The organism is Streptomyces sp. SID5469 (assembly GCF_009862865.1).
Classification (GTDB): domain Bacteria; phylum Actinomycetota; class Actinomycetes; order Streptomycetales; family Streptomycetaceae; genus Streptomyces; species Streptomyces avermitilis.
This window is the reverse complement of record NZ_WWIN01000001.1, coordinates 900,498-919,326: the sequence shown is the minus strand read 5'-3', so window position 1 is coordinate 919,326 and position 18,829 is coordinate 900,498. Positions and strand designations below refer to the sequence as shown.

Sequence of the window (18,829 nt, the reverse complement as noted above, 5' to 3'; positions counted from 1 at the left end):
CCAGTTCGTCAGCACCGCGCGCACCCCGGGCTGGTCTGCCAGGCCCACGGTGCGCGCGACCAGCCGTAGCGAGCCCGCGCCGGTGCCCTGCCGACCCGGATACACGGCTTCCAGGCGCAGCCGCTCCCCGGCCAGCCCCCGCCCCGGCGCGAGCAGCCGCTCGGCGACGTCGGGGCGGCCGGCGGACAGGGCCCGGACCGGTTCGGCGGTGGGACCGAGCAGCATCACCAGGTTCTGGTCGGCGTACGCGCGCAGGACAGGTCAGGACACCGGCAGGGCGCCGTCGGCCTCGGCGTGCGCGGCGGACACCAGAGGCACAGCCAGGTCCACCCGGCCGCGTTCTGTGCGAGCAAGTTCTGTGCGAGCAAAGTGGTCCGCAGGGGCGGCTCCGTCACGTGCACGCCGCCGTGTACGGGCGTACGCGGCCGTCCGGCAGACGGGCCCGGCGGGCCGAGAGGGGCGACGGGCGACGTCGACTCCGAGGACGGGCCGGCTGCCGGCTGCCGCGGCGGCCGTGAGGAAGAGGAAGCGGACCGTACCTGCGACGGTGTCCCGGCCGGTCGGCGCGAGTGTCGTCATCCCGCGCTCAGCGGCGCGCTGTACGAGGGCGCCGGGGAGGGAAGCGCCGTAGCGGGCGCAGTAGCCGGCCACTCCGGTGCTCAGGAGTTCCGGTGCTCGGCGAGAGTTTGAACCCGCGCTCGTGGAGGGCCCCGGTCGCTGCTTGGACAGGGCTGGTCGTGGTTGTCGGTGACCCCCGCCCTGGCCGAATCACTCCTCCGAGTGACACACCCAGCCACTCCCGGAAGAATTGGAGACGGCCCCATAGCTTGTGCTGGGCGAGAGCAGGGTTCGGAAGATGCCGTTCGCCCGCAAGGAGATCATGTTGTGCCGCAACGATGACACACGGTAGGTGGTCTCGGTGTCTGTCCCGCATGAGCCACCACGGCCGTATGAGGTGCAGCCGGGCGGCCTGCCCGCGGCGGCAGCCGACGATGGCCTGGCCATCGCGCTCGTCGATCCTGCGGGCCGTATCGGTCTGTGGAGTTCCGAGGCACAGACGCTGACCGGCCATCCGCCGTCGGAGATCATCGGTCGCGATGTGTCCGTACTCGCGGACCGAGCCACCAGCCACGGCAGTGAACTCGTCGCTCAGTTGGTGCGGGCTGGCGATGGTGTCCGCACGGACTGGCTGCGCTGTTTCGACGGTACTTGCCGTAGCGTCCGCTGGCGGGCCGTGCCGGTCCGGCTCGTTGCCGGTACGGGTCTGGTCGCCGTAGCGAGCCTTGGCGGCCAGCGGATCCATCAGGGTGATCCCGCGGCAGTCGACCTTCTTCTGCAATCGTCGCCGATCGGTCTGGCCGTCCTCGACAAAGACCTGCGATACCGCTTCGTCAACGACGCCCTCGCCCGTCTCAACGGCCTGCCCGTCGCTGCACACCTGGGTCGCTGCATTCTGGATGTCCTGGATCTCCCCGATCCGCAGGCGTACGAGGACATGCTGCGGCGTGTCGCTGACGGCGGTGAAACGATCGACAGTCTGCACGTCGCCGCGATCAGAGCCGACGGCACTCCGTACGCGGCCGTAGGAACCCTCTTCCCGCTTCGGGACGCCGACGGCCACATCGTGGGTCAGGCCGGCGTGGTGCACGACCTGGGTGACGCGAGAGCGGAACTGCTGGACACCGCGCGAAGCCAGCGCCGCCTGGAACTGCTCAGCCGGATCAGCGCCGCCCTCAGTCAGGGCCTGGACGTGGCCAGCGTCGCTGCGAAGCTGTCGGCAGTCTGCGTCCCTGCATTCGCCCGGACGGTCAACGTCGATCTCCTCGCAGGGGCAGTGCATCGCGACCCGGACTTGCCGACGCGCACTGCCACCGAGAGAGCGGGCTCTGCCGGCCCAGACGCGTCCGACGGCCTGCGGGTCCACCCTCTGAGCACCTCCGCAGGCAGCGGCCATCGCGAGCCGGAACGGGATCTGCCGCCGCCCTGCGCGGCATCTGCCCCCGTCGGTGAGTGCATCAGCTCGGTCGCCGTTGTGCCCTTTCGCGTGGACGAGGCCCAGGAACAGCCGCACCACGGAATCGCCGTACCGCTCCTGGCCGCCGGACAGGTCCTGGGAGCGATCGCCTTCACAAGACCGGGCGGCTTCGATCCTGATGATGTGCTCACCATGCGCGACATCGCCGCTCGCACCGCGATGGCCATCGACAATGCCCTGCTCTATCGGCGGGAACGGCTGGCCACGTTGACCCTCCAGCGCCAGCTGCTGCCCGCACGCCTGCCTGACATCCCCTGGGCTGAATCTGCACACCGTTATCTGCCTGCCCAGAACGGCACCCTGGCCGGCGGCGACTGGTACGACACCGTGCAACTCCCCGGCGGGAGGATCGGGTTGACCATCGGTGACGTGATGGGACACGGGCTGGGCGCGGCAGCAGCCATGGGGCGCTACCGCTCATCGGCACGCGCACTGCTGGCCGTGGGCCTGGAACCCGGCCAGCTCCTCACCCGCCTCGACGGTCTGGACGATGGAGCCGACAACGACCTCCCCGCCACGTGCGCCTGCGCCGTCTACGACGGCGTCACCGGAGACCTGCGGCTCGCACTGGCCGGCCACCCGCCGCCGCTGCTGGTCCGCCCGGACGGGTCGGCGGACATATTGGCGGCCGACCCCGGGCCGCCCGTGGGTATGGGGCTTGACCACGTGTACGAGGACGCCCACCACGTCGTCCCGGCCGGGAGCCTGCTCGTCCTCTACACCGACGGCATGATCGAAGACCGCAGCACGTTCCTGGACCTCGAACAGGGGATCGCCATGCTGCGTCGGGCCGTACACAACACCGAGGCTTCCTTGGACGAGGTGTGCGACGCTCTCATGGCCGCACGCCCCACCAACTCGGCGGACGACGCGACTCTGTTCGTCACCCGGCTCACCCGCATCCAGCCTGTGACTGTGGCCAACCGTGATGCTCATTTGGCCAATTAGCGTGCTCAGGCACAGCCCTGTAGGGCGGGGAAGGGCGCCGTGCGGCGGCCGGGACGCATGTGTGATGTGCATCGTGCGTCGGGTTTCGATCCGGTAAGGCGGCCTGGTTCGCGGCGGAAGGGGTGAGCCGGGCGAACGTCCGGCCGGGAAGGACTTCATGTTCCACTGCCCGTCCCCGCGCTGATCGCGGTGCTCGTCACCGCCGCCGCGATCACCATTGCCTTCCTCGTCATCGCGACCGGCGGTGCGCTCACCGCGACCCAGGCCGCGTCCTGTGCGCCGCGACGACAGCTCTCGCGCACGTCGCGATCGGCGTCGGCTCCGCCCTCTTCGGCCAGGAGGCGCCGCTCACCCCGGCCGTGAAGGCGGTGATCCCGCTCCTCCGGTAGCACCCGTCCGCATGGGCAGGCCCGGAGACGGCCGGAGCCTGCTGCCGTGGACTGCGCGGTTAATCGGGATTCACACTGTCGGTGGCTAAGCGGGGCGAACGCGATCGATACAGGACCTGGTGGATCCCCGGTTCCGGGTCCCGGTCCCCGGGTTCGGCTCCCGATGCCTCCATGAGCACCTTATGACCTTTCGCGTGTCGGCGAATGAGCAAACAAGGTCCCTGGGCCGCTCCGAGACTCCGACGCATGCGCAGCTACCGAACCCTGTTCCGCGCCCCGGAGTTCGCCCCGTTCCTGCTCTCCTTCGCCGCTTTCGCCGCGGCCCAGACGGTCGGCGGACTGGCCCTCGCCACGCTGGTCTTCCGGGCCACCGGCTCCCCGCTCCTGTCGGCGGTGAGCATGTTCGGCCCGTAGCTGGCGCAGTTGCTGGGGGCCACGTTCCTGCTCTCGGGCGCCGACCGCCTGCCCCCGCGCGCGATCCTTTCCGGCCTCGCCCTCGCCTTCGCGGCCGGTACGGCGGTGCTGGCGCTGCCCGGTCTGCCGGTCCGGGCGGTCTTCGCCGTCGTACTCCTGCAGGGCCTGGTCGCGTCGCTGGGCGGGGGAGTGCGCGGGGGACTGCTGAACGAGATCCTGCCGAAAGACGGCTATGTCCTGGGCCGTTCCGTGTTCAACATGCTCTGGGGCCTGGTGCAGATGGCCGGTTTCGCGACGGGCGGCGCACTGCTGGCGCTCCTGTCCCCACGGACCTGTCTGCTCCTCGCGGCGGCGCTGTACGTGATGTCGGCCCTCGTCACCCGCCTGGGTCTCACGGCCCGCCCACCGCGCTTCTTGGGCCGCCCGTCCCTCTCGGCGACCTGGCGCGCCAACGCCCTCCTGTGGTCCTCACGCCCCCGCCGCCTGACGTACCTGGGCCTGTGGGTCCCCAACGGCCTGGTGGTCGGCAGCGATTCGCTCTACGTCTCCTACGCCCCCCAAGCCGCCGGCACGCTGTACGCGTGCGGGGCGCTGGGCATGTTCGTGGGCGACATGGCGGTGGGTCGCCTGGTACCACCCGCGGTGCGCTCTCGTCTCGCGACCCCGCTGCGCCTGCTGCTGGCGGCTCCCTATCTGTTCTTCGTCCTACGGCCGGGAGTGGCGATGTCGGCCGTGGCCGCCACGGTCGCCTCCGTCGGCTTCGCCGCGAGCCTGGTCCTCCAGGAACGCCTGATGGCCGCATCCTGATCACCTCGTCGCTGCCCGCGACCATGCCCACCCCGTACGAAACCGTCTACGGACCTTCCCGCGCCTTTCACCCGCATGTTCGCCCTCGGCCCGCGCGAAGAGCTCAAGGAGCACGGGGCCGATGTCACCACCCTCATGCCCGGCGCCACCGACAGCGCCTTCCACGCCCGCGCCGGCATGAACAACACCGCCTTCGGCTCCGGCATGAAGAAGAACAGCCGCAAGGACGTCGCCCGCCAGGGGTTTCTTGCCCTGATGGACGGCCGAGCCGAAGTCGTCGGCGGTGACGCCGCCACCAAGCGCACCGCCCTCAAGCACCGCTTCCTGCCTGAGACGTGGAAGGCCACGCAGCACGCCCGCAAGGCCGAGCCACAGCCCTGATCCGAAGGGGGCCGTGCTGAGCCAACTGCTCAGGCCCCGTCTTCCTCCCGTGAGTACCTGAGTTGGCATCTTGAGCGTCACAGCTGGGGGTCGGGCCGGGTCATCGCGGGCCCTCCTCGGGTTTCCATCCCCAGGCGGAGAGCATGCCGGCCGACAGCGCGGCGCATTCGTCGGAGCCCAGGTACCGGAGCGCCGCGTCGACGGCCGCGTCGTCGACCAGGCCGGTGGCGAGCATCGCCACTCTGCTTCGCTCCCACGTGTCCGCCCAGAAGTGGCTGATGGGACTGCCCGGCAGCAGCGGCGGCACATGGACCTCGGCAGCGACGGACACGAGCCCCGCCCCACGCAGCAGATGCGGATACGACGGCACCCAGGAGACATCGGTGCCGATAGTGGCCCGCAGCCCCTGCCACATCGCCCGCATCACCGCGCTGTACGGCGTGCCGGGTGTTCGGTCGCTCGTCAGGTCGATCGCGTCGCTGAGCACCAGCACACCGCCGGGCGCGACGAGTTCGGCCAATGCTGTGATCAGGCGGTCATGCCCGGGCAGGTGCATCAGCACGAAGCGCGCGTGGACGAGCCGGAACCGGCCGGGGGCGAAGTCGGGGGCAGTGATGTCGGACTCCAGCACGTCGAGCCCGGGCACGGGCCGCGCGCTGAGAAAACGTACGTCGCGGTCCACAGCGAGCACGCTCGCCACCCCGGCCTCGGCCAGCAGCCGACGGGAGACCGTGCCCGTGCCGGCACCCACGTCGAGGCAGCGCCACCCCGGGCCGACCCCGAGCGCCCGCAGCCGCGCCATGGTGATGCCGTCGTAGGCGAGGGCGCCGAAGTCGATGCGCTCGCCCTCGCCCGCCTCTTCGGGACGGAAGACGGCCTCGCCGTAGCGGCCGCCGCCCGGCGCGTCCCCGCACGGAGCGGCGGTCACGTCGCGGGGGGCGTGACGCCGAGGGTGTCGTCCTTGATGAGTTCCAGTGCCCGGTCGGCGAGAGACCGGAACAGCGGGTCGTCGAACTGTTTCATGGCCGGACCTCTTCACGCGGTGGGCGATGCCGGACGGCCCGTCGCCAGGCCGCCGCCCCACCGATCCTCCACCGGCGGCCGCCCGCACGGCCGAGGCGCGCCGTGCCTGAGCCAATCGGACCCAGGGGCGCGGCACACGAAGCAGCCGAGTCGGCGAGCGGTGGGTGCGGCCATGCTTCCAAAGGGTGTTCCGGGAGCGCGGGCGTATGCGGCGCCGGCTCACCCGCCGGCAGGGTGTACGGCCCCCCCGGGGACGCCAAGCACCCCTCCGCTGGAGAAGTACGTCGACCCGCTGCCCAGGCCGCTGACAGCCATCTCGGATCCTTACGTCTATCCGGGTGCCGACTACTACGAGCTCACGATGCGGCAGGGCTCGTGGCGCTTCCACCGGGACCTGGGGCCGTCACCCGTGTGGGGCTACTGGGCCACGAACCCGCACCATCCTCACAAGCCGATCGGCATGGGCTATCTCGGGCCGACCTTCAGCGTGACCAGGGATCACTGTGGAACGTCGTACACCAGCACGGCGGTTACACAGCACCACAGTCCGACGGCCTGCCGATGCAGGCGTTCAGCCCGCACGGCTTCCATGCCGAGGACTACGCCACCCTGGAACCGAGCCGGGCCAAACCCAACGAAGCGATCTACGGCTACACCAACCACGACCGTTCGTGCATGCTCTGGTATCACGATCACGCCATGGGGATGAGCGCTCTCAACGTCTATGCGGGCCTTCCCGGTCTCTACCTCGTTCGTGACCCCGTGGACGAGCGGCTCGGGCTGCCGCGAGGCGCATTCGAGGTCCCCCTCATCCTGCGGGACCGGACCTTCAACCAGGACGGCTCGCTCGCCTACACCATGACCGCGAGGGAAGGCGAGGACACCCCGGTCTTCAACGGGAAGGCGTACCCATTCCTGGCAGTGGAGCCGCGACGCTACCGGCTGCGCATTCTCAACGCCTCGAACGAGCCTTTCTGGCGGCTGAGGTTCGACGTTCCCAGAGACGTACTTCTTCAGCCCCAACTGCCGTTCTGGCTGATCGGTACAGACGGCGGCTTCCGCGCTCCGTTGAAAATGCTCGATTTCCTGATCAGTTCAGCCGAACGATACGACCTGATCGTCGACTTCAGTGGGATGCCCAGGACACGCTCGATCCGCTGCCACAGCTTCACCGGCCCCCTCGCGTACAGCCCAACTGTCCTCGCCAGGGGTGAGGGTCGCGGGAGCCAGTGACGACGTCCACCAGGTGCACCACGTCCCCGACGGTGGTCATCTGCGCGTCGGACACGGCGCTTTGGGCGAGGAACCGCAGGTGGAGCGCTTCATCGGTGGCGATGGTGATCCGCTCGGGACTGTGCCGCGTCGTACGGGCCTTCTCCGGCAGACCCGTGGCCCAGTGAGCCGGGTTGCCATACGTCGGCGCCGCGTGTCTGCGCGCCGACATGAACGACACTGTGTCACCGCGCAGTTGGCCCTCGGCGGTTCCGTCATCGGCCACCGTGAGCAGCACCCGTGCGTATCCGTAGAGCCAGCCCGACAGAGTGAGCAGGATCTTCCCGCCGGGCCGGGCCTGCGTGAGCAGGGCCGGGGGTACCGCGCGGAAGAAACAGGCGGCCGAGATCCGGTCGAACCGCCTCGGGCCAGTACCCGTACAACCCGTCCGCCACCGCCACCGCCAGCAGAGAGCCGTGGCGTCGGAAGGACGGGTGCTGCCCGGCCACCAGCAACGCGTTGGCGCACGCGAGCGCACCCCACAGCCCTGACAGACCCCGGGCCTCGGCCAGCGGCACGGCAACCACTGCCGCCCCCCCCGACACCAGTTCTTTTGCATCCCGTTGCAGAGAGCCGTACCGCGAGCAATCATGGCCGTCATGGCGCGACCGAGGCAGATCATCGAGTGTGGAGACTTCGTTCTGCGAAGCTGGCGGGGGCAGAGAGACTTCGCTCCGGCATTCAAGTTGATCGAGGAGTCTCTGGACCACCTGCGCCCCTGGGAGCCGTGGGTCGCCCGTCACAGCGAGGAGAGCACCCGGGACTTCCTCGCGAAGTCCGAGTCGAAGTGGGCAAACGGTGACGTGTACAACTACGCCATCGCCAAAGACGGGACTCTCATCGGCATGTGCCAGACCTACCGCGGGGCCGAACCTCAGGGCCGGCGCATCGGGTACTGGCTGCACCCTGCCGCCACCGGCCAGGGCATCGCCACGAGAGCGACCGCAGCCATGGTCACCGAGATGTTCACCCTGCCGGACGTGGAGTACCTGGAAGTCGCGCACGACTTGGCCAACACCTCCAGCGCCGCCATTCCGCGCCGGTTGGGCTTCACCGAAGTCCGGCGTGAACAGGTAACGCCGCCCGCAGCTCCCTCTGGCAGTGGGATCGACGTGGTCTGGCGACTGAACCGCCCTACGCCGCCCGTTGACGGCTCTCGCCGCCCTTGAACATCTGAACCCACCGAGCTCAGGTTCTGCCCTTCGGCGCCAAACGAGACGACCTCTACTGACTGGCCCCCCCCGGTAAACGGGACGCTGCGCCGACCGATCGGACGCCGCGGAGAGCCGTAGCTGGAGCGGCAGAGTGCTGTAGTGGCCCACTGAGGAGAGCGGCTGTCAGTCACAGCCTGGGCCGCGAACCGCGTCTTGGGCGACTTGCTGGATCTGCAGCCAACGCGAGATCCAGCTATGGGTCCGGAGCGCCGCCAGTTCAACGAGCGGTAGTTGCCGGGGCCTTTCGGGATCGTCGGTCTCGCCCTCGCGACATTGCAGATTGGGGTTGGCGGCCGCTCCAGTGAGTGGCGCCGGGTACAGGGGCGGCGAGGTGCCGACGGGCGGGCGAGGGCGGGGGCAAGGCGCGGGGAGCCGAGTGCGTCATTGAAGGCGGCGAGGAGTTGAAGCTGATGATCGGCCAGGTTGGCTGTCAGCCTGCTCGCCTCGGCATCCCCTGTCAGTGCTGCATGGCCTTCCCCATGGCCGGCTGGGGGATGGTGTCGCCGATGATGCCGGCGAGCCGATGAAGTTGTGCGGCGAGTTCGTAGCGTTCCTGCGGTGTGAAGTGTGACAGGGCCTGGTACTGGCGCGTGCGCAGGTCAGCACTGGCTGGGCCTCGGCGGGGTCGTAGCCGAACCCAACTCGAACAGCGGTTGGACGAGCGGGGTGTGTCGGAGGGCCAGCCGTTTCTGATCAGGCCGAAGGGCTAGAACGGCAGAGGCCTCGCGGTCGACACCATCGCGTGCTGACCGGCGCCGCCACCGCGGCGCGTCACAGCGTCGCGGTCGTCTTCTCCCCGGACGCGCTGCCCGCGAGCCACTGGTCCCATCCCAGGTTGAAGTCGGCGTAGCCGTTGTCGGCCGGGGCCTTGGCGCGGGGCGAGCCGGTGATGGTGACGGGGTCGCCCTGCTTGACCTGGCCGTAGAACCACTTGGCGTCCGACATGGACAGGTGGACGCAGCCGTGCGAGCCGCGGGCGCTGCCGCTGCCCGGAGTGGGGTCCCCGGTCGAGTAGTGCACGTACGTGCCGGACTGGGTCAGGTGGACGTCCCAGGGCAGCGTCAGGTCGTAGTAGTTGGGGCTGCCCTTCTCACAGCTGATGCCCACGCTGCAGGAGGTCATGTGGACCTTCTCCTGCTTGTCGATGACGGCCATCGTGCCGTTCCACGTCGGATACTGAGCGCTGCCCGCATTGATCGACAGGGTCCGCACCACCTTGCCGTTCCGGGTCACCTTCATGGTGTGGCCGGTCACCGAGACATCCGCGCGCACGTCGTCACCGATCTTGAAGGTGTGCGTGTAACTGTGCACGCCGTAGCGTCCGTTGCCGTTGTTGACGCCCTTCATGTCAGCGTCGATCTTCACCTTCGTGCCGGAGGGCCAGTACGTCTTCGGTCGCCAGTCGGCGCGCTTGTCGCCGAACCAGTGCCAGGCGCCGGACACCGGCTGTGAGGCGCTCACCTTCATGTGCTTCTCCACCGCGGCCCGTGCCTTTGCCGCCACCGGGTTCGTGAAGACCACCGAGATCGGCATGGCCACGCCGACCGTGGTTCCCGTCTGCGGGGTGATCGTCTCCAGCAGCATCGGCGGGCCCGCGGGCTTCTTCGGTGACGGAGAGGCGCTCGCCCCCGGCTTTCCCGACGCCTTTGCGTCGTCCCCGTTCGCCTTGTCACCGCTGCCCCCGCCGCAGGCACTCGCGCCTACCAGCATCACACTCGTGACGAGTGCGATCCCTATGCCGCCCTTGCGCCGTCCCACGACCTGCCCCGCTCTCTCGCTCTTCGGCCCTGGCGGGCCCGACTCTCTGTCAGACAGCGATGGCGTGGGCCGCAGTTGCGTGCGTTGCGTAAAACGTGTCTCAAGTCTCGGCGCGCGCCGCCGGATCGGGGACGGTGAGGGGCGCGACATCGTCGCCTCCTCTCTTCGGAGCGCGTCAAAGGGTGCACGGGATGGGGTCGCGCCGCTGTGGGCTGGCGGTCGGTGGCACCGGACGGTGCGCAGAGTGGCGGGGGTGACCCGGTGGCGGAGGCCATCCCTCAACCGACGGGGCGATGACCGTGCCGAGATGGTCACCGCGGCAGTCCGCTGCGTGATGGTTGCCGGGCTGGTCGGGACGCCTGTCCGGGTGTTCGTCCCTCCCGGCGCAGGGGCCGTAGGGGCGGGCCGTGTTCGTGCTCGGCGCGGCCGTGCTGTGGTTGCTCGGCAGGCCGACCGCCGGCCGACGCAAGGCCGACCGCGCTCGACGCGCCCAGCCGGAGCAGGCGCAGAATGCTGCCGGCGTGCCTGTACGGGCCACGCAGGAGCTACGGGCACTGCCTCCCTGGAGCAGGCCGTGCCGGTGAAGCCGCCAAGGCGCTGCAGCAGGCAGTGCACTTGCTGCTCCAGGGGTGCGCGCCCTGTCGCACCACCACTGCCGCCCCTGTCAGTTCGGCGGCAGCATCCGGCGCGGACCTTCCCGGCGCGGCACCGGCCGCACCGGCCGTGTCCCGTCGACCGCCCGCTCTCGCTCTTCCTCGCCGGACACGGAGGCAACCGCCTCGGCCTCCAATAGGTCGGCCGCCGGGTCGGCCCTGGTCGGCTCGTCCGGCGGGGTGCCTGCCCGAAAGAATGAATCGGCTCCCGAATACCGCGTGTCCCGGTACCGAACGCAGCACTGTGCGGTGGCGGGCAGTGCCGGCCGGCACTGCCGGGCGTCGTGCCGACCGGCACGACAGACACCCCTCCAGGACGGTTGCCGCAGGCAGCGCGGTACAAGACAAAGGCGGGACGGGAGTGGAACGTTCGAAGGACCGGCGGCCGGTTTCGTTACAGGACCGGGCACGCTACTGGTTCGACCGCACGCTGGCCCGCAGTACCGGCACCCTGATGGGCTGGCTGGTGATCATCTGCCTGGCCGTCGTCGTCCCGGTGAGTGCGCTGCTGGTGTGGACGGACCCCGGCTCGCCGCGGTCACTGTCGGGCCGGCTGGCGGCCGTGTGGCGGAGCAGCGCGGAGACACTGCGACTGGGCACGGTGACCGGCACACCGCTGCGCATGCTGCTGTCGGCCCTGCTCGGGCTCGTCGCCCTGCTGTGCGTGTCGACCCTTGTCGGGGTGATCACCACAGGCCTGGCCGAGCGGCTGGCGGAGTTGAGCCGCGGACGGTCGACGGTGCTGGAACAGGGCCATGCCGTCGTGCTCGGCTGGTCGGACCAGGTGTCCACGGTCGTGGGTGAGCTGGTCGCCGCCCAGTCGTCGTACCGGCCACGGGCTGTCGTCGTGCTCGCCGAGAGGGACAAGACCGAGATGGAGCGGGCGCTGGCCGCTCACGTCGGTCCGGCCGGCCGGACCCGGCTCGTCTGCCGCAGCGGTCCCGCCAGCGACCCCGGCGTGCTCGCCTTGGTCAGCCCGCAGACGGCGAGCACCGTGCTGGTGCTGCCGTCCGGCGAACCGACGGCCGACGCCGAGGTGTTGCGCGTTCTGCTGGCACTGCGGGCGGTGCTCGGCGAGGGGACCGGCGGACCGCCGGTGCTGGCCGCGGTACTGGACGACCGTTACCGGGCACCGGCCCGGCTGGCCGCAGGCCCGCGCGGCACTGTCCTGGAAACCGACACCGTCACGGCCAGGCTGATCGCGCAGTGCGTCGGCCGCCCCGGGCTGTCCCTCGTCCTGCGCGATCTGCTCGACTTCGCCGGCGACGAGTTCCACCTCGCCGAAGCGACCGCCTTCCACGGGGGTCCCTTCGGAGCGGCCCTTCTGGGCCATGCCACGTCCTGTGTGGTCGGATTGCTCACCGCCGAGGGACGTACGCTGCTGAATCCGCCCGCCGCCACACTCGTAGCACCAGGAAGTCGCCTGGTAGTCCTCACACGCGACGACGGTTCGGCACGGCCGGAGGACTGCCGGCACCTTGTCGAGCCGTCGGCGATCGCCATGGCCCAGCCACCGCCGGAGGATGCCGCGCACCTGCTGCTGCTCGGCTGGAACCGGCGGGCGCCCCTCGTCGTCAACCAGTTGCGGCGCACGGCCCGGCCGGGTTCCGTCCTGGACGTAGTCACGGACAGGGCCGTGCCCGGGCCGACGCGGGAACCGGAATCGGGGGCCGCCCGGCTGGCCGTGCGGTTCCAGTCCGCCGACCTGTCACGCCCCGAGACCCTGCTCGGGCTCGACCTCGCCCCCTACGACGGGCTGATCGTCCTCGGCCCCGAGCCGGGTGACGGTCCTGACCGCCCCGACGACCGGACATTGGTCACCCTGCTGGCCCTGCGGCTGCTGGAAGAACGTACCGGACGCGAAATGCGCGTGATCACCGAACTCACCGACGACCGCAATCGGCCCCTGGCACCCGTCAATCCCGGCTCCGACGTCATCGTCAGCGGAGAGCTGACCGGACTACTCCTGGCGCAAATCGCGCAGAATCGGCATCTGGCGCCCGTGTTCGACGAGTTGTTCTCCGCCGATGGCAGCACGATCTGCCTGCGACAGGCAGGGCACTACGTCCGGACGGGCTGCGAAACCACCTTCGCCACTGTCGTGGCCGCTGCGCGCGACCGCGGTGAATGTGCCATCGGCTACCGCCGTCACGACCGCCGGGCGATTCCCCCGGACCACGGGATCCGGCTCAACCCCGACAAGAGCGAGCGCCGCGAATGGAGTGCCGACGACCAGGTGGTCGTCGTAGCAACCGAACCAACGGAACCCGCCCCTGCCGCCGGGCAGGACACCGAGGAACACCAACCGGGACCGGCAGACACCAGGGCGTAGCAGGGCGACAGCCACGAACCTCGCGCGCAAGCCGGAGCTCGAGGCCGAGTACTGCCGGCGTCGGCGGACTCGTCCCGGCGCAGGACGGTGGAGCGGACCGCCTCGGCGGGGTCGAGGTCCAGGAAGCCGTCGAGCACTCCGGCCGCCTTGAGGGTGATCAGGTCGCGCCGGACGTGCTGTCCGGGCTCGGACCCGAGGCGGCGCACGCGCCCCGACCACGCGGTGTCGGGACGGCGGTAGAGGCGTCGTTCCTGGCCATCCCCTGATCTTCGCAGGGAACTGAGATAGGAGGAGTAACTCTCCAAGGTTGCAGGTGAGTTGAGTACCGCGCGCGGTCCGTCGGCGGTGGGCCCGCTCGTCGCGCACAGCGCGCTTCAGGGCCCGGCTCACGGAGCAACCGCCGTGTGTCCTGACGGGCTCTTCGGCGTACGTGACACGGGTGATGACGGGGCGGCCCACCGGTTCGGGGTGTGTCAGGACGCGTTCACATCCCGATGCGGGGCTGCCCGGTAGCAGCGGTGAGGCTCCCGTCGACCGGGATTTGAGCGTCGGTCATATAGCGCATCGGGGCCCGCGAGGAAGGCGACGACGCTCGCGATCTCGTCGGGTTCGGCGACGCGGCCCAAGGGGATGCGTTCCGCGAAGGACCGCACGACGGGCGTGTCAGGGGTGGCGCCCGCGGTGATCCCGGAGTGGAGCGTGAATCCGGGGTGGCCGGCGTTGACGCGGACTTCGGGGGCGTGGTCAAGGGCCATCGCGCGCGTGAGGTTGACCACCGCGCCCTTGGCGGCGTTGTAGGCGGCCATGCCGTAGTCGCCGCCAAGCCCTCCCGCCGATCCGACGTTGGAGCCCCGCGCGGCGCGCAGGTGCCGGAGCGCGGCTCGGCCGGTGTGGTGGACGGCGTCGAGGCTGACCGCGAGGACAGCCAGCCACTCCTTCGGGGTGACGGCTTCCATGGTGCCGACGACGGCGCTCCCGCGGTGTTGGTTCGGGCGACCCGCGGGCGAAGCTGCTGGACGGCGAGACGTGGGAGCAGGTCCGTCCGACCGTGCTGGCCTCCCTGAAACTGCCCAGCGATCCGGGTGAGCACCTGGCGGCGCGGGCCGCGCTGCTCCACGGCACGTACCAGGGTTTTCGCGGACGAAGGGCCGCTCGGTGAGCCGCAGGGCTGGCGCGTCGTGGGCCGTCCCCGCGGCCCGGGTCACGAGTGGCACGTCGAAGGAGTCCAGGAGGCTGACGGAGCGCAGGACGTGCCGTTCGCCAGGGGTGAGGTCGGACAGGGTGCGGGAGACCAGCGCCGGGAAGTCGGCTTCGAAGTCGGCGGACTGCGGACTGCGGGGTACGGCCGGTGCGGCGGGTCTCCGGATATCTCGTGACCGACAGGTCCAGGTGGAGCGGCAAGCCGTGCGAACGGCGGGATATGACGGCGCGGATGTCGCCTGCGATGAGGGGCTGCCCGTCGCGGGACAGGCGACGGGCGAGGTAGTCGTCCGCGTCCTCTTCGGCGAAGTCACCGATCAAGACCTGCCGTCTCACTGTGCGGACTTGGTTGGTGCGGACTTGGTTGGTGCGAACTCGCACCCGTCGGGGCCCGATGACACACGTGTCCTGTGTCAGATGACTCGATGTGCGGCGTTTCGGCCGGGGTGAGGGCGTCAGCGCTGACCCCGGCCGTGGGGTGAAGCGGGTGGTTCAGGCGGTGGCGTAGTGGGCGAGGGCGGGTTCCAGCAGGTCGAAGGCCTGGGTGGCTTCGGCGGTGATGGTGTGGGCGATCCGGTCATTGGGGTGGCCCGCCAGGGTGAGGTCCTGGATGCGCTGGAACAGCACGCGGTGGACGGTGCCCAGCAGCCCGGCGGCGATGTGGACGGTGATGTCGTCGGGTGTGGTGTCGGTGGCGTCGGCCAGGGCTTGGGCGAGGCGGTGTTCGCGCTGGTCGTGCAGGCCGCGCAGGCAGGCGGTCAGGGTGGGGCTGTCGGCGACCATGCGGGCGAAGGCCGGGCCGGAGAACCCGGCGACCGGGTTCTGGGTGGCGAGGGAGTCGTGGAAGGCGCGGAGCAGGGCGGCCAGGGCCGATTCGCCGGGGCGGCGGTCGGCGACGGCGTTGGCCAGCGAAGCGGTGAACTCCTCCTGGTGGTCCAGGGCCAGGTCTTCCTTGCGGGCGAAGTAGTTGGTGACGGTCTTCTTGGCCATGCGGGCGGCGGCGGCGATCTCCGCGATGGTGGTCTGCTCGAAGCCCTGGGCGAGGAACAGCCGGGTGGCGTGGTCGGAGATGAGCTGCCGGGTCTCGTGCTTCTTGGATTCCCGCAGGCCGACGGGTTGTGCGGGCGATGTGATCTCGGTACCCATGGAGCAATCTTACCCTCGTGGCATTTTTATATTGACGCCCCCATGTAGACCAGGCTAAATTTACGTCCGTTGCAAGTTTGCGACGAGGGAACGGAGAGGAGAGTGCATGTTCGAACTCGACCGCACCACGGTTTCTGCCCTCACGATCGGCCTCGGCGAAGTCCCGGCCGGGCGCGACGTCCGCGACCCCGCGCCGCGCGGGGGCTACGACCTTCGCCGCCTGGCCGCCGACCGGGCCGTGCGGGGACGGCGTGAGCCCCGGGTCGTCCGCAACATCCCCCGCCGCCGCGGCTACTGACCCGCCACCGCCACCGGCTCCGCAGCCCGCCCTACCCGTTCAGCAGGGAGACCCTCTTGCAGATCACCGCGTCCACCGTCTCGCTCACCGTCGCCGACGTCGCCGCCTCCCAGGCGTTCCTCACCGCCCACCTGGGCTACACCGTCCAGGCCGCCGCCGACGGCTTCGCCTCCCTCACCCGCGCCGACGCGGTGGACATCGTCCTGCTCGCCCGCGGCACCCAGGTCCTGCCGCCCGAACAGCGCGACCGGCACGCCGCCGGCCTGATCCTGGCCTTCACCCTCGCCGACGGCCTCCACGACCAGGAGAAGCGCCTGCGCGAGGCGGGAGTCGAGATCACCATGCCGCTGCGCGAGGAACCCTGGGGTGAGCGCCTGTTCCAGATCACCGACCCCAACGGAGTGATCATCCAGTTCGTCGAGTGGGCCACGTCCGACGACACCTGACCCGCGCGCCGTTCCAGGCCGGCCCCGGCCTGACACGGCAACGCGCGCCCACGCGCGGCCCGGACTGATTCCTGCACCGTGACCGGCGACCGGCGACCGGCGACCGGCAACGGACCTCACGTTGTCACCGGATCCGACGCCGGTACTGCCTCAGGCGTGGGCACGAGGGTCTGGATGATGATCGAGGGCCGGCCGGGCTGGACCCGGAGCACTGCCCGTCGCTCCGGACCCGGACCGGGCAGGGCGAGAAGACCGCCCTGCCCGGTCGGCTCTGCCCGGTTCGGACGCCGACCCTGCGCACGCTCGTCCCGCATTGTCGGAGGATGTCGGCACGGCCTCACGGGGGCGGCGTGGAGCTAATCGGCAGTCAGCCGTGCGACGACGGCCCGTAGTGCAGGCCGTCGTGCAGGCTGAGGGCTCACCCCTGGGTTTGGCGTACGCACTCGGTGACGGTGTCGCGCAGGCTCCCGGTCCGCTCCAGCAGCTCGCGCTGCACCCGAGCACCGTTGCCGCGCTCCAGCAGCTCGGCCACGGCCTCGTGGGCCAGGTCAAGGTCACCTGCGTCAGCCAGGGCGTCACCGACGTGCTCCAGCAGAGCACGCACTACCGACTCGGCCCGCAGCCGCCGCATGGTCACCGGATGGAGCAGCTCCCCCGACAGGCCGGCCCGGGCGGCCTGCCATGCGGCCAGCCGCAGCAGGCTCACGCTGTGGTCTTCCGGTTCCCGGCCCGCCCGCCAGTCGCGCGCGGCGCTCTCCACGAGCCCGCGGGCGAGCGTGGCGATCAACTGGGCGGTGTCCGGGTGCAGACAGACGTCCGCGACCCGGATCTCCACCGTCGGGTACCGGTGGGACAGGCGTGCGTCGAAGTACACCATCCCGTCGTCGAGGATGACGCCGGTGGCCACCATGTCCGCCACCTGCCGGTGGTACCGCTCCGGCGACCCGAACAGCTCGGTGGGACCGGCCGACGGCCAGCGCCCCCATACGCGGCTGCGGTAGCTCTCGTAGGACGAGTCCCTGCCCTGCCAGAACGGGGAGTTCGCGCTGAGTGCGACCAGCACGGGAAGCCAGGGCCGGATGCGGTCCACGACCGCGACGCCCTCCTCATCGGACTCGACAGCTACGTGGACATGGCATCCGCAGGTGAGCTGCTCCTGCATGGCGATGCCGTACTGCTCGGCCATCCACTGGTAGCGGCGGTTCATGGCGATGGAGGGGCTGACCGGCAGGGGAGAGGTGGCCAGTGCTGCCACCGCACACCCGGCTTCCCCCGCGTGCCGAGCCGCCTCCTTGCGGCAACGGACGATCTCCGCACCGAGGGCCGCCATGTCCGTCTGCGGATGCGTGGCGAACTCCAGCATCTGGCCGTGCAGCTCTTTCTCGAACACGTCCTGGTCCGGATCGACCTGCTCAGCCCGGGCGAGCACCGCGGTGGACAGCGCCTTCGGCTCTCCGGTCTCCGGGTCGACCAGGAGGAGCTCCTCCTCCACTCCGACAGTCCGCACGTCACGCCGCCTTTCTGTCCATCCGCCGCGACGCCGGGTAATCGCCGGGTCGTACGCTCCAGAGTGCCCCGGGATGGCGGTCGGACACCCGGTGACTCCCTGGTGGCGCGGCAGCGGACGGCGGCGGGCTGACCGGGACGACATCGCCGGGTGCCTGTTCGCAGACCGGGGACACGCTGAGCACCGCCTTCACCTGATCCACGGCGAGGGCGACGGACCGCTTCGGTCCGTACCTCGCGGACGCGTTCGCCGGCGCCAAAGGCGCGGACGAGGCACGCCAGCAGGACACCCGGCTGGACGAAGAGCCCCAACTCGACTGCTACCTGGTGCAGTCCGGCCCGCCCCGCCCGCGCCGGACCGCGTCCTGAAGCAGACCTCACACCCGCCGAACGCACCGAAGCCGGACGCCTCGCTCGCCTCGTGCAGGAGCAAGCAGAAAGAGAGCACCGGCTCGCCTACGAACGATGAGAAATGGGGCTGGGCGACTGCCCAGCCGGACCTGCGCAGCGTCAGCGTCGGTGGCAATGTGCACGGCCTGCTCCCATTCGACCCCGCCTCGTCCACGCCATCGGCGCTGCCGACCCATTCGACCCCGCCTCGTCCACGCCATCGGCGCTGCCGACCCTCCACCCAGCGTGCGGTGGCCCTGCTGGCGGCGTGCCGCGCATGCGAGGCCGCCGGTCTCACCGAGCTCAACCGCATTGCCGCCGGTTTCGCAGCCCTGACCGAGGGGCGCCCGCCGCCGCCCTTCGATGCCCCAGACCGCGTGTGGCAGGCTCTGGAATCCGACCCGCGCCTCCCCGACAGGATCGTCGGCCGGCCCATTCCACCGGAGCGGCCTCCCTTCCGGCCGCCCGCCCGCGACGGTGCGCACACGCCGGTTCCCGAGCCCGAGCAGACGCCACAGACCGTGGGCCCCGCGCCCGCGATGAAGTCGCCGAGCCCGCCCGCCCGGACGCCGAAGCCGCAGCGACGCCGTACGCGTTGGCGGTCACGATCCGGCGCG

Annotated in this window: 11 protein-coding genes and 3 pseudogenes; 7 read left to right on the top strand and 7 right to left on the bottom strand. The window is 70.5% G+C overall.

The features are described from left to right. Positions 1-3 precede the first annotated feature (3 nt). Positions 4-579: pseudogene (locus GTY58_RS40375) on the bottom strand (DNA polymerase III subunit alpha); the annotation flags it as partial. 340 nt (positions 580-919) lie between these two features. Here GTY58_RS40375 and GTY58_RS04125 point away from each other — a divergent pair. From GTY58_RS04125 to GTY58_RS04115, 3 genes and pseudogenes are all read left to right on the top strand, one after another. After that, positions 920-2,983, top strand: coding sequence for a SpoIIE family protein phosphatase (locus GTY58_RS04125; RefSeq protein WP_159029031.1), 2,064 nt, complete (start codon positions 920-922; stop codon positions 2,981-2,983). 635 nt (positions 2,984-3,618) lie between these two features. Further along, positions 3,619-4,584, top strand: a pseudogene (locus GTY58_RS04120) (MFS transporter); the annotation flags it as partial. An 84-nt stretch (positions 4,585-4,668) separates the two neighbouring features. Beyond that, positions 4,669-4,974 (top strand): hypothetical protein, encoded by a 306-nt coding sequence (locus GTY58_RS04115; protein ID WP_010982201.1) that lies wholly within the window; start codon positions 4,669-4,671, stop codon positions 4,972-4,974. A 100-nt stretch (positions 4,975-5,074) separates the two neighbouring features. Here GTY58_RS04115 and GTY58_RS04110 read toward each other — a convergent pair whose 3' ends face one another. Beyond that, on the bottom strand, positions 5,075-5,902 hold the full coding sequence (locus GTY58_RS04110; RefSeq protein ID WP_010982200.1) for a class I SAM-dependent methyltransferase: 828 nt from the start codon (positions 5,900-5,902) through the stop codon (positions 5,075-5,077). Between the two features lie 1,234 nt (positions 5,903-7,136). Beyond that, positions 7,137-7,670: pseudogene (locus tag GTY58_RS40365) on the bottom strand (SAM-dependent methyltransferase); the annotation flags it as partial. 189 nt (positions 7,671-7,859) lie between these two features. On the opposite strand from GTY58_RS40365, the gene GTY58_RS04095 reads away from it, so the two are divergent. Continuing rightward, positions 7,860-8,438 carry a GNAT family N-acetyltransferase gene (locus tag GTY58_RS04095; RefSeq protein WP_048894529.1) on the top strand — a complete coding sequence of 193 codons (579 nt, stop codon included), beginning with the start codon at positions 7,860-7,862 and terminating at the stop codon, positions 8,436-8,438. Positions 8,439-9,254: 816 nt separating this feature from the next. Here GTY58_RS04095 and GTY58_RS04090 read toward each other — a convergent pair. Continuing rightward, positions 9,255-10,193 (bottom strand): L,D-transpeptidase, encoded by a 939-nt coding sequence (locus GTY58_RS04090; protein WP_042492717.1) that lies wholly within the window; start codon positions 10,191-10,193, stop codon positions 9,255-9,257. 1,062 nt (positions 10,194-11,255) lie between these two features. Between GTY58_RS04090 and GTY58_RS04085 the strand changes: the two genes are divergently transcribed. Beyond that, positions 11,256-13,226 (top strand): hypothetical protein, encoded by a 1,971-nt coding sequence (locus GTY58_RS04085; RefSeq protein WP_010982194.1) that lies wholly within the window; start codon positions 11,256-11,258, stop codon positions 13,224-13,226. 473 nt (positions 13,227-13,699) lie between these two features. Here the strand turns inward: GTY58_RS04085 and GTY58_RS04080 are convergent, their stop codons facing one another. Beyond that, positions 13,700-14,182: an SDR family oxidoreductase gene (locus GTY58_RS04080; protein ID WP_052082398.1), complete on the bottom strand. Its 483-nt coding sequence runs from the start codon at positions 14,180-14,182 to the stop codon at positions 13,700-13,702. A gap of 736 nt (positions 14,183-14,918) precedes the next feature. Beyond that, positions 14,919-15,572 carry a TetR/AcrR family transcriptional regulator gene (locus GTY58_RS04075; protein WP_010982192.1) on the bottom strand — a complete coding sequence of 218 codons (654 nt, stop codon included), beginning with the start codon at positions 15,570-15,572 and terminating at the stop codon, positions 14,919-14,921. A 106-nt stretch (positions 15,573-15,678) separates the two neighbouring features. On the opposite strand from GTY58_RS04075, the gene GTY58_RS04070 reads away from it, so the two are divergent. Then, a complete protein-coding gene (locus tag GTY58_RS04070; RefSeq protein WP_010982191.1) occupies positions 15,679-15,870 on the top strand; it encodes a hypothetical protein in 192 nt (63 codons plus the stop codon). Positions 15,871-15,926: 56 nt separating this feature from the next. Then, positions 15,927-16,316, top strand: coding sequence for a VOC family protein (locus tag GTY58_RS04065; protein WP_010982190.1), 390 nt, complete (start codon positions 15,927-15,929; stop codon positions 16,314-16,316). A 418-nt stretch (positions 16,317-16,734) separates the two neighbouring features. On the opposite strand, the gene GTY58_RS04060 is transcribed toward GTY58_RS04065, so the two are convergent. Next, entirely contained in the window at positions 16,735-17,823 is a 1,089-nt protein-coding gene (locus tag GTY58_RS04060) for a glutamate--cysteine ligase (protein ID WP_010982189.1), read from the bottom strand. Between the last annotated feature and the right edge of the window lie 1,006 nt (positions 17,824-18,829).

Coding starts and splice junctions, on each gene's coding strand:
- GTY58_RS04080 (WP_052082398.1), bottom strand. CDS start 14,182: ATGGAAGCCGTCACCCCGAAGGAGTGGCTGGCTGTCCTCGCGGTCAGC.
- GTY58_RS04090 (WP_042492717.1), bottom strand. CDS start 10,193: ATGCTGGTAGGCGCGAGTGCCTGCGGCGGGGGCAGCGGTGACAAGGCG.
- GTY58_RS04070 (WP_010982191.1), top strand. CDS start 15,679: ATGTTCGAACTCGACCGCACCACGGTTTCTGCCCTCACGATCGGCCTC.
- GTY58_RS04095 (WP_048894529.1), top strand. CDS start 7,860: ATGGCCGTCATGGCGCGACCGAGGCAGATCATCGAGTGTGGAGACTTC.
- GTY58_RS04075 (WP_010982192.1), bottom strand. CDS start 15,572: ATGGGTACCGAGATCACATCGCCCGCACAACCCGTCGGCCTGCGGGAA.
- GTY58_RS04115 (WP_010982201.1), top strand. CDS start 4,669: ATGTTCGCCCTCGGCCCGCGCGAAGAGCTCAAGGAGCACGGGGCCGAT.